The sequence below is a fragment of the bacterium genome (assembly GCA_024224155.1).
In the GTDB taxonomy this organism is placed as follows: domain Bacteria; phylum Acidobacteriota; class Thermoanaerobaculia; order Multivoradales; family JAHEKO01; genus CALZIK01.
Genome location: JAAENP010000017.1, coordinates 1 through 9,978 on the forward strand (window position 1 = coordinate 1; position 9,978 = coordinate 9,978).

Here is a 9,978-nt window from a genome sequence, read left to right on the forward strand (position 1 = left end):
CTCGCCCTGCGCTTGCTGTCGGAGCCTTGCTGTTTCCTCGGCCGCCTCCCGGAGGGCCTCCTCAGTTGCCGCCCCACTCTCGAGCATTCTCGCGTAGGACTCCTCCGCGGCGTCCGCCAAAGCATTGAGCTCGGCTTGCGTCGATAGACCGAAAAAATTAAAAGCGTTTGTCGTCTTGGTGAGCTCCGCGGCCATTGCTTCACTGAGATCGCCGAAGCCCTCCTCCGCGGCAACCATATTCGATCCGAATCTCGAAAACACCATTCCGGTTTCGGTATCGAAAAACAAGATCTCCTCTTTTGCCGCGACTATATTGCCCTGGAGATCGATCATCACGTGAGGGAGTTCGGTTAGTTGGGTTTGCCAGTTAAAAGCCGAGACCGTTGCTTGATCTGTAATGAGGATCGCCTCTTGAGTTGCGCCCGTGAGCGCCCTCTCGCTCATCCCTGCATTGATCATGTTTTGATTGAACTGCACTAAGACTCCATCGAGACGAGTTAGGCCCTGGCCGAGAGCATCATTGCCGGCCGCGGCGATTAGAGCATCCTGCGTTTGTTGTTGCAGACTTCCGCTGATCGCCGTTGTCGTGTCCGCGAGAGATCGAGCTTTCTCCGCGGCGAGCTCATATCCGGCGCCGAGGATCGGTATATTTGAGGCGGCCTCGAGTGTTGTCGCGACGGCGCCGAGGATCGTCTCATTCAACTGCGCAAAGGTTGAGGAGACGCCTAAAACAACGGCCTTTACTGCGGAAAAGCCCTGCAAGATACTTTGAGCGGCCGAGATCCCCGCTCGAGCAAAGCCGATCGCGAAAAAAGCCGCTCTCTCGAGCCCGGAGACGATCGCGGCCGTGAGCTCCGGGCCCTCTCCAAAAGCCTCTTTGATGGCCTCTCCGGCCGATCTCATGGCCGCCAAGAAAACCGGAGATTCCGAGACTCCGACCGATAGATTATCAAGTAGATTTTGCACACCGACGCGGCCCCGCTCGAGGAGCTCGCCAAAGTCCGCGAGAGGCGCCGGAAACATCTCAAGTTGACCTCGGAGAGCGGCCATTGTCGCCGCCTGTAACGCCGCGGCCCGATCCGCATCATTCATTTGAGAAACGCTTTTTCCGGTTGACGCGGCAAAGTCCTCGATCGCCTGCTTGTTATCCACGAACAGACCGATCTGTTTTAGTTGTGCCGTCCGGCCGGAGGCCATTGCCGTCGTCATCATGTTGAAAGCGTCGACGGTATCGATCCCCGTCCGCTTTGCCAAGAGGCGAGCTCCCTGTGCTAGTGTCCGCGCGTCCTCGGAACTCGTGAGGAGGCCGGCGCCGAGAGCTTTGTTGGCGACTTTCATGAGCTCGAAATTTGAGATCGTCCCCTTGACTCCGGCGGCGAGCTCGCCCAACATGATCGCGCCTGTCTCTCCGGCGGCCTCGGAGAGTTGATCGAATTGGCTTTGAACGTCCGCAACCGCGGCGCCACGCTCCCCGAGTTTCACGACCGCGGCCGTTATGGCCGCAACGGCGCCGGCGGCAACCCCCGCCCCAACGGCAACGGCCCGGAGAGCTCCTGGCGCGGCCCTTCCAAAGGCGGAAAAGCCCCGGCTCATTGCACTTGTTTTTTTGGTGGTGTTAGCCGCGGCGGCCTCGACGCCTGACAAGCCTTGCTTTACTTTGCCGAACTCCGCCTCGGTGAGGTTTTTCGCGCTGATCGTTATCGTGACGTTTCGATCTTCGTCCTTTGCCACGTTTTAGCCCCTCCTGGTATATCTCGAGAGCAACCGTCTCGAGGAGCCCGAGAGCTTGCATCTCTTTTGCCGGTTGATCATTAACTCCTCCCGCGGCCGGGAGAGAGCGCCGCTCGATCAAAAGTTGCCCGCTCCACGGCTCCGGCCGAGCATAATGCGTTTGATGGAAAAGATCGATATATCCCCGGAGCTCCGGCGTTAAAATCAAAACCGGACACCTCGAGACCTTGAAAGGCCCATCCGTCCAGACCGGCCAGGGACTCTCCTCTATGCAACCTCGGCTCCTTCCGTGTCCGAGCTCTTGACACTTGCTGCAATTGTCTCTTGTTTCGGCCCAGGCCGATCCGGGCCCGGCTCGCTCGAGGTACGCGAGGAAACGATACCCGATTGCAATATTTTTTTTTGCTCGGCTCCGAGTGTATTCTCAACCCTGATCGCCTCGAGTATCTTTGAGAGGACGTCCTCTCGAGCTCCAAAAAGCCGGAGGACGTCGATCCCATCAGTGACACTTTTCTCCGTTCCGTCCGGGAGGACCTCGATCAGGCCGCTCTCCACTGTGACGAATTTCTCAAAGGCATATATAAAAAAAGCCTTTGCTTTTTCCGTGTCCTCGGCCTTTGCCGCCTCATACTTAGCGCGCCCCTCCGGAGTAAAAGCATTCAGCTTTTTTGCAACGATCTCCGCAAAGCCGATTTTGTGTTTACCCTCTTCATCCCTTTCTTGCTCCGGCCCAGCCTCCCGAAAGAAAAAACGCGCGGCCGTTGGCGTCCCGACCTCAGTCAATCTGTTTATAAAGTCGACGTTCTCCTCCATTGCCTGACGTTTGATCCTGAAAGGGATCTCCTCTCCGTCGATCTCGATCGTTTTTGGATAATAGGAAAGCAACCGCAAAATAGATCCTCCGTTGCCTTTTGGTTTTTTAGGTGGGATTGTTGAGCGCCCGCCGGTCTGGGATAGCCTCGAGCACTGTTAGCGCCGCGCCGGCGGCCTGGGAGCCAGCCGGCGCGAGGCCCCGTTTACATTAACGCTAGTGTGAGCTCGTCGTTTTCGCCGTCCGCCGTCTCGAGCGCCAGCGCCGAATAACTCCAGTTTACCTCCTCGTCGGGATCGTCTTGCTCTGGGACTTTCCACTCGACCCTAGGAGCATAGATCGCCACTATATTGCCCTCGGTTTTTCCGGTTTGTTTGAGGATCGAGACGTTGTTCCCGGCGACGGCCTCCTCATACAGGATCGCGGGATCGTCCGCAAAGGTCTCGAGGGCGAGCGTGATCTCGCGCCTCGCCTGGCGATAGATCTCGGTGCCTCCGTTTACGCCATACTCCTGATTTCTCACCACGATCGTATTAGAGAGCGCAACCTCAAGACTTTTGAACTCGTGTTCTGTATCGTCGACGTAGAGCTCCCCTATGATGCCCGAGGGAGGATTGCCTCCGACCGTTGTAAAACCGGCCGGCTGGCTTTGCACTCCGGCCGCGGAAAGTTGCTCTTTTGCCGGCCCGGCGAGCGTGAGCCTCGGCTCCTCGTTTGCATCAAACATCATTGCACATTGATCGATCCCGGCGCCCAGGAGCTCGCGCTTTTTTGCGTCCAAATAGTGTGCAATCGTGAGGGAGATCGCGAGATCGGTTGTGAGCTTATACGTGATCCCGCCCTTGAGATCGTCTCCGGTTGCCGGAGCCGCCGGCAAAGCCGGCGCCCACGTGAGAGCGGCTCCAGCCACTCCGGTGAGGATCCTCACGAAAGGGCTTTTGTTTTGCCCGGTGACCTCGATCAAAACCGCGTCCCCTATTACAAGAGTCCCCGCACTGAGAACCGTTGCTCCTGTGGTTGTCGGCGCCGGCGCCGCTTCGACCGTTGTAGCCAGTGTTTCGTTTGTAAAGCTCCCGAACGCCGCCTCGAGCAACGGCGCGGCCTCCGGCAACGTATTTAGAACGCCGGACGGCCGGAGCAACGCGATCAAGTTTGCGAGCTCGGCTGTTTTCTTTCGATCAAAACGGTTGACCGGCCCCGGTGATTGCTTTTTTTCCGGCGACGTGACCCGGTTGAACGGATCAAAGCCAAACCCGATCTCGATATGACGGAGGGCCTCCGCAACGGAGAGCGTCTCTTCGACTCCATATGCCGCCTCTTTTTTCAGATAAACTTGACCTTTGCGGCCCACACTTAAAGCCATTTAATCCCCCTCTCCGTTTTCTCCCTCGAGTGGAATGGCGCCGGCGAGCTCCTGGCCGAGCTCTTTGATCTTGATCTCCTCGAAATAATCTAGGCTCCTCACGAGATCGGCGAGCTTATACTTTTTGTTTCCTATTCGGCCGATCGACTCTCCGAGATCAACAATTGCCCCCGGCCCAAAAGCCCGATTGAACTCGAGCGCCTGACACGTGGTTGAGTTTTCGACCTTACATCGAAATAGTTTTTTAGCCATTTGGTTCGCCATAGGTCCTATTGTTGAGGATCTCTATACTTATTAGAGACCAAATCAGTTGGCCCTCATAGTCTCGCTTTTCCCGTCCGACGATCTTAGTCTCGTGCGCGAGCTTTCCGCGAGTGATATCGACCGAGATCGCTTTTTCAATGTCCGCGGACGCCCTCAAGTGAGAGCGGAGGAGATCATCATCCTCCGTTGGATCGGTATCGTTTACAAAATGAACCGTGAAAGGCATACGAAGCCGGAGTTGCTCTGATGGAAAATGTTGAAAGATCTCCGTTTCGATCTCGAGAATGATAAACGGCCGGAGGCCGGAGCTCCCGATCAACTCCTCGATCTTGGCGTCCGCGTCGAGTTTTACCGCGACCCGGTTGACGTCATGAAAAAAGCCGGAGACTATGGAGATCGCCCGGAGGGACTCTTGAAGATCCTTTATGATCTGATATTCGAGCGGCTCCGGCATTATCTTTTGCTCCCTGTGCCGAAGATCCGATCGAGCAAACGATCGAGCTCTTTTTCTCCGGCCTCGGCGCCGGCCTCCATGATCGCTTTTCTTTTGAGATCAAAAACTCGCCCGATCGACGGCCCGAATAGTTGCTTGACCGGCAACCGAGCTCGCCCGCTCCGCTTGAAAACTCCCATATGCCCGCTCGGCATTTTGGCTATAAAGGCGTCTCGGATATTTGCGCGGCCTCCGCCCTTTCGATATGTGACCCCTCTCCCCTTGCCCCGCGAGGGAAACGGGCCACGCGCCTTGAATAGATAGAGAGGAATCCTCTTTAAACTTGCCCGGAGGATCCCAACGGCGCCGGTTTTGCCGGAGGGAGTCGTCATCACGATCGACTTGCGAACAACGGAGACCGCGATCCCCATATCCTTAGAGACCGTGCGCGCCGCAACCGTCCGCGCGGCCATTGTCCCCCGCTTGACAGATCGCAAAACCGCGAGGCTCGTTTTTTTGGGAGCGAGAGTGAGAAACTGATCGACCTGATCCTTTTCGACTCCGAACTCGAGGCCCATTAGATTAGACTCGTTTTGGCGATCATCTTTACCAAAAAATATCGCCCCTCGGTTGCAACGATCCCGTCCGTTTGCCAGTCAACCGCCGCCCCGCCCATTTGCTCCGGCGCGGAGACAACGGTCGCCCGCTCGATTGTTGGGAACTCCGCGCGAGAAAAAGCCATCACGCGCCGCGGCTCCCTCTGCGAAAACTCCGCCCCGATCGGCTGATCCTCAAAAAGAGGCCGGGCCCAGATCCCTTTGGTTTCAACCGGATCGAGATCGGGCCTCGTGACGGTTGCCGGGACTCCGTGAGCGTCAAAGTTGAGCTCGGTTGTCAGTTGTCGCAACGCGCCTAAATCCAATTGCCCGATCTCCCAAGAGTTGAGAGCGGCCAGGAGGCCGCCCTCCCCGTGTTGTTGTTTTCCCTACGGGATATCGAGAGACGCGATCCCGTTCAGACGGACGATCCCGGTTGTCTCTCCGGCGCCACTTCCAACGGCCGCGACGGCCGCCCCGGCAAGTTGATTGCCGCTCGCGGTTGTCGTGAAATACGTGTTGCCGTCATCCCAATAAACGAGGGCGCCCACAGTCCACGCCTGGGATCCGACCTTTGTGATCGAGAAAACTCCGACCAGTTGCGCGCTGAATGCCACGCCGGCCGCGGCATCAAAGGCCGCTACAACGATCATTTGACCAATCTTATAGATTCCGCCCGACACGACGCCGCCCGCCGGCGCGGTGAGCTCGAGCACATCTCCCGGCTGTTGGTAATTATCCATTTTGCCCCATCTCCTTTTTTAAAGGTTGCCTATTGTTCTTTTTATGGAGGGCCAGGAGCTCCCGTCCCTCCGGCAATTAACGCCCCGGCGCCGTGATTAGACTCCGGGGTCAGTGACGGCGCCGCGCCAATCTATCGCCGCGATCCCGAAGTCGTGACGGACTTTCCACTCGACTCCATCGATCCGCCATCCGTCCGTCATCTCCATATAGGGATCTTGCTCTCCGTCCAAGAATGCAACCTCGATCACAGGAGAGACCGCGGGATCGGCGAACATATAGCGCCGCGTGCCGGTGATTCTCGCGCTGTCCGCGATATCCCGGAAAAGCCCGACAACGGCGTTAGGTTTCATCATCTCTGTACCGTCGTGATCATATTGACTTTGGTTGAGAACCCGAGCCGCGCCGCCCAGGCCGATCGGAATTACGAGGACGGCCGGCCGGAGATCGAGGACCTCGTTTCCGCTCGAGTCGGTTTGACTCGCCATCACGACCCGATCCGCGTCGATCCCGGCGACGGAGAGAGCCACTCCGGCTCCTAAGTTGCTGTGAGCCGCATCAAAAAGCGGATTTGTGTCCTGCATGTCCGGGCCCAGGCCGGAGTTGAGTTTCAAGAGATCGAAAACTCCCTCTTCGATCGAGAGAGCGGCGGCGCGCCCGAGCATCATTGCGATATCATTGAAGACGCCCATATCATCATTGATGATTGCTTGTCGCGTAAGCGCCAAGATCTCGCCATAGGTCGCGGCCTGCTGCACTTCCTTTGCGGCATCCGGGACGGCCTGGTTTTTGTACTCGCCCGACTCTTTGACCTCTCTGAGTTTCGCGAGGTATCCCCGAGTATATTTGGGGTGAGGGCGAAAATCGGCGACCGTTCCGACCGAACAGAAAAGCCGCCAGAAGTCCGGCGCGATCGTATATGCGGCGAGTAAGGTTTTGTGCAAGGCATTTTCGAGAGCAACCGGAAAGTCTGAGGTCGTTTGCTGGCCGGCCTGTGCAAAGAAGTTGCCGGCGATCTGCATCTTGCTCAAACCGCTCGAGGAGCCCGGCTTGCTTCGTTCAAGAGTTGCTCGAGCGTGATCGAGGAGCGTCATTCCTCGGAACTCGCCCGGATTGAACTCGAGCTCCTGGAAAGCCGGTTGATCCGGCCGCTTTTTAGCCGCGGCCCTGATCGTGTCCGTGACTCCGGCCCTCGCCCATAAGGCCGCTTGCATCCCCGTGATCCGCTTGTCCCGCTCGTCCTCTCCGGCCTCGATCCCGGTGTGCCCCCCGTTGGGAGGCGGCCCGGTGCGATCGGAGACCTCGGCGAGCTCGTCCAAAACGGCCGCCCTGAAGTCCTCGAGCTCGGTGTCGTTTTTGATCGCGGCGTCCGCTCGAGCTCGGATTTTGTCCTCCGGTAAGCCGGCTTTAATCCCGCCGGCCGCGGCTTTATTGATCCCCATGATCCGGCTTTTCTCGGCCGCGGCGATCTTCTTTTTCTGATCCTCTTCGTTTGTCTTTTTCTCGTCTGACATTTTCTTTCCCCCTGGCGCCCGACCTCCGCGGGCAGATAGTAAGTCCTCGGCCTGGTCGCCATCGCCGGCGGCCGGCTTCTCTCCCTCGCCGGCCTCTCCGGCTTTATCCTCTGATCCCTTGTCCTCCTCCTCGGCCTCCTGGCAACCGTCCGCCTCGAGAGCGGTGTCGGCCTGGGCCTGAGTCATAGGGAGGATCGCAACAAAGTCGGAGACGATCGCCGCCTCCGGACACTCGAGCTCCCCGCTCAAAATATCTTCGATCGTCTCGAGCGTCTCCTCGGTTGCCGCCACGAGCTCCGTGAGGACCTCCGCTCGAGTTATGTCCTCATCCTCCACTCTCGCGTCAACCGCCGCGTTTGCAAGGTCCGCAAACTCGGCGCCGGCGGAGACCCCTTCCGGACAGCCGCGAGTTTTGAAAAGCGAGAGGACCTGAGCTCGATATTTATCCGGGATCTGGAGCTCCTCGAGCGACGGCCCGCCGGCCTCCCGCGGCCCCAGGAAAACGCCGGCCTGGGCCTCCACGGGATCGACGATCTCCGTTATAAATCCGTTCTCGAGGGCCTCCTCGGCGTCCATCCAAGTCGTCTCCTCCATAAGGGCCCGGAGCTCCCTAGTTTTGAGTTTCGAGAGCCATCGGTATGTATTGACGATCGCTCGAGCGGCCCTCTCGAGCCCCTCCGCAACTTTGAGCATAGTCGCCCGCGGGCCCTCGGCCCAGCCGACCGGCATATGTACCATGAGGAGAGCGTTTCGAGGCATCTTGACGGAGTTGCCGGCACTCGTGACGATAGTCGCCGCGGAGGCGGCCAGCGCCTCGATCTCGACCTCGATAGATCGAGAAAACTCCTCCCGTTGCCGGCGGAGAGCGTTTGCAATGTGTATCGCGTCAAAAACGGAGCCCCCCGGACTATTGATGAGGACGCGGATCGTTTTTATGTCCTCGCCGAGGCCGTCTAGCTTTTGAGCGATTGCCTTGCCGGTAATAGGATCCTCGTCATAGAACCAGCCCCCGCCGATCGGCCCGAAGATCTCGAGCTTTGCTGTCCCCTCGCCGGCCTGGGCCTCGAACGTATACCAAGATTTTTGGCTCATGATTCCGCACCATTGCAGAGTTTGAGCGGGCCTGTCTAGTGTCTTGTGTTGAAAAGCGGCGGGAAGTTGCAAAAACGGCGGAAATAGATCCGTTTTTATAGGTTTTTGATCCGTTTTTTGCTAGGGAACTTGGCCGAGGTTTCTCACCATGAGAACGATCTCATGCTTTCCCGGAGTCCCATCTCCGGCATATGTAAACTCGAAAAGCGCGACGTGAGGCTCACTCTCGCCGATCGGAAACGCAACGGGATCAACGATCGGATTATCGGCCTCTTGAATGAGCCAAGTTAAAAGGCCGCTTGTGGCGTGAATTGTGACGTTGTTGGTGTTTTTCACGTCCTGTGCGTCTCTCGAGTTAATTATCGAGTTGTCGGCAACGTTGTAGAGCGTGAGAGCGATCGTGGTCAATTGAGCCAAAGGAATCGCAACGCCGTCCGCGTCCCTGATCGTTGCTTCATATTTGGCGCCCGTCATTTGCTTTATAAAGTGAGTAGAGTGGTCAGTCATTTTTCAATTCTCCACATTTCCACGAAAACAAAAGGCCTCCGTCAAGCTCTCGTCCGTAAATTCACCATAGCCGAGGGCCCCACTGTGAAAGCCGGCGAGCTCGAGGGCCTCATCATGAAAGCATAGAACCCCAATCGCGATCGGCGCAACCCAAACAGCATCGACCGTTGCAATGCCGGAGGCGGCCGCCACTCCGGCAAAAGTTAGTTTCCCCAGGCCGGCAACCGTGGCGGCTCCGGAGGAGGCGGAAACGGAGCCGAGGACGATCGTCCCGACCCCGGCGACCGTAGCGGCCCCGGAGGAGGCCCCCACGCCGGACAAGATCCTTTGACCGGCGCCGGCAACCGTAGCGGCCCCGGAGGAGGCGGCGACGGCCTCCGCCGTAGCCTCGAGAGCTCCGGCGACCGTGGCGACCCCTGAGGAGCTCGCGACGGCCTCCGCGGTAGACTCGCCGACGCCGGCAACCGTGGCGAATCCGGAGGAGCTCGCGATAGAATCCGCGCCCTGGCCCACGCCGGCGACCGTGGCAAGGCCGGAGGAGGTCGCAACGCCGGCAAAGGTAGACTCGCCCACTCCGGCAACCGTGGCGGCTCCGGAGGAGGCCCCCAGGCCCTCAGAGGTCGACCCTCCCACTCCGGCGACCGTGGCGGCCCCGGAGGAGGCCGCAACGCCCTCAACGGTAGACTCGCCGACTCCGGCGACCGTGGCGGCTCCGGAGGACGCGGCCAGGCCGGCCGAGGTCAACTCTCCCACGCCGGCGACCGTGGCGACCCCGGAGGAGACCCCCTGCCCCTCTAGCGTAACCTGAGCCTGGCCCACGCCGGCGACCGCGGCGAGCCCGGAGGACCCCGCAACGGCCCCCCCGATCGCCTGGCCGACCGCGCCACCCGTAGCCGCACCGGGGGGGCCCCCAAGGGCGCCCTCAC

At 59.0% G+C, this 9,978-nt stretch carries 11 protein-coding genes; all 11 read right to left on the minus strand.

What is annotated here, in order from left to right; translation table 11 throughout:
- Positions 1-1,731 (minus strand): hypothetical protein (locus GY769_01770; GenBank protein MCP4200646.1); only part of this gene is annotated, 1,731 nt, incomplete at its 3' end.
- Positions 1,732-1,998: 267 nt separating this feature from the next.
- On the minus strand, positions 1,999-2,616 hold the full coding sequence (locus GY769_01775; GenBank protein MCP4200647.1) for a hypothetical protein: 618 nt from the start codon (positions 2,614-2,616) through the stop codon (positions 1,999-2,001).
- A 131-nt stretch (positions 2,617-2,747) separates the two neighbouring features.
- A complete protein-coding gene (locus GY769_01780) occupies positions 2,748-3,905 on the minus strand; it encodes a hypothetical protein (protein MCP4200648.1) in 1,158 nt (385 codons plus the stop codon).
- Entirely contained in the window at positions 3,906-4,157 is a 252-nt protein-coding gene (locus GY769_01785) for a hypothetical protein (GenBank protein MCP4200649.1), read from the minus strand. It lies immediately after the preceding gene.
- The gene (locus GY769_01790) at positions 4,150-4,623 is read right to left on the minus strand and encodes a hypothetical protein (GenBank protein ID MCP4200650.1); all 474 of its coding nucleotides are present in this window, start codon (positions 4,621-4,623) and stop codon (positions 4,150-4,152) included. The genes GY769_01785 and GY769_01790 overlap by 8 nt, the downstream gene beginning before the upstream one ends.
- Complete coding sequence (locus GY769_01795; protein MCP4200651.1) at positions 4,623-5,180, minus strand: hypothetical protein; 558 nt, start codon at positions 5,178-5,180, stop codon at positions 4,623-4,625. Before GY769_01795 ends, GY769_01790 begins: the two co-directional genes overlap by 1 nt.
- A complete protein-coding gene (locus tag GY769_01800; protein ID MCP4200652.1) occupies positions 5,180-5,524 on the minus strand; it encodes a hypothetical protein in 345 nt (114 codons plus the stop codon). Before GY769_01800 ends, GY769_01795 begins: the two co-directional genes overlap by 1 nt.
- A 63-nt stretch (positions 5,525-5,587) precedes the next feature.
- Positions 5,588-5,941, minus strand: coding sequence for a DUF2190 family protein (locus tag GY769_01805; protein ID MCP4200653.1), 354 nt, complete (start codon positions 5,939-5,941; stop codon positions 5,588-5,590).
- 96 nt (positions 5,942-6,037) lie between these two features.
- Positions 6,038-8,545 (minus strand): hypothetical protein, encoded by a 2,508-nt coding sequence (locus GY769_01810; protein MCP4200654.1) that lies wholly within the window; start codon positions 8,543-8,545, stop codon positions 6,038-6,040.
- A 120-nt stretch (positions 8,546-8,665) separates the two neighbouring features.
- Entirely contained in the window at positions 8,666-9,052 is a 387-nt protein-coding gene (locus tag GY769_01815; GenBank protein ID MCP4200655.1) for a hypothetical protein, read from the minus strand.
- A 3-nt stretch (positions 9,053-9,055) separates the two neighbouring features.
- Positions 9,056-9,978: hypothetical protein (locus GY769_01820; protein ID MCP4200656.1), on the minus strand; the 923-nt coding region annotated here is incomplete at its 5' end.